General features: G+C 60.2%; 2 protein-coding genes. Both read left to right on the top strand.

Translation table 11 applies throughout. The features are described 5' to 3' along the window. Positions 1-786 (top strand): short-chain dehydrogenase/reductase (locus tag U1769_RS25200; RefSeq protein WP_332720900.1); only part of this gene is annotated, 786 nt, incomplete at its 5' end. A 28-nt stretch (positions 787-814) separates the two neighbouring features. After that, positions 815-1,170, top strand: a 356-nt coding sequence (locus U1769_RS25195; protein ID WP_332720899.1) for an SDR family NAD(P)-dependent oxidoreductase, incomplete at its 3' end; no start/stop codon positions are given.

Below are 1,170 nucleotides of genomic sequence, written 5' to 3'. Positions count from 1 at the left end.
CATCACCTTACCGGGGCGGCTGATATGGATCTGGAACTTCGCGATAGGACTGTCCTCATCACCGGTGGCTCGCAAGGTATCGGATTGGCCACCGCGAAGGTTTTCGCAGAGCAGGGCTGTCACCTCGTTATCGTGGCGCGATCCGAAGAGCTGTTGGGCCAGGCTGCGCGTGAGATGCGCGAGCAGCACGGCGTCGTGGTGGAGGCCGTGTGCCTCGATCTTGCAGCGCGCGGAAGCGCGGAGCGATTGGCAGCCCGGTTCTCTTCGATCGATATTCTCATTAATAACGCAGGTGCGGTAGCTGCGGGTCGACTTGAAGATCTGTCGGACGAGAAATGGCGTGCTGCGTGGGAGCTTAAGGTGTTCGGCTACATCGATATGTGCCGTCATTTCTACCGCGTGATGGCGGCACGCGGGCGTGGCGTGATCCTGAACATCGTCGGGACGGCCGCGCACACGAAGGATCCCGGTTATATCTGTGGCGCAACCGCCAATGCGGCGCTGGTCGCGTTCAGCCAGTCACTTGGCAGTGACAGTCCCCGGGACGGGATACGTGTGAATGCGCTCAATCCGGGGCCTGTCTCGACCGAGCGGCGCCAGCGCTTCGAAGCCTATCAGCGGGAAAGCGGCAAGGTAGACGAAACGCCCATGCCTTTTGGCAGGATTGCGACGCCGGAAGAGATCGCCTGGACTGTCGCGTTTCTATGCTCACCTCGATCAGCCTACACAAGTGGCGCGACGATATCGATCGACGGAGGCCTGTCGGCTGCCTGCGCACCAATTTGATCAATCTCTATCCGGCTAGGAATGCGACATGATGGAAGCCAAGATCGGCAAGCGAGTGCTATTGACGGGTGCAGGTAGCGGCTTTGGTCGCGCGATCGCGATCGCCCTTGCGGCTAATGGCTATGATCTGTTGTTGGCGGATCGCGACGCCCGGGGTCTCGAACTGACCGTATCGTCCATTGAAAGCGTGGGATCCTTCCTCGAAATCGCGGTTAGCGATATCGCCGGCGAGGGCGCACGACGGCAACTCATCAACCAGGCAACGGATGCGATGGGCGGAATCGATATTCTTATCAACAATGCGGGGGTCGGCGGTGGCCCTGGCAAGTTCTGGGAAAGTCCGGCCGAAGACGTTCAGGCCTGCATGGATGTGAACAGCGTCGC

The organism is Parasphingomonas zepuensis (assembly GCF_036663735.1).
Lineage (GTDB): Bacteria > Pseudomonadota > Alphaproteobacteria > Sphingomonadales > Sphingomonadaceae > Sphingomonas.
Note: the sequence above shows the minus strand (reverse complement) of the source record. Positions and strands in the feature narration are given on the sequence as shown.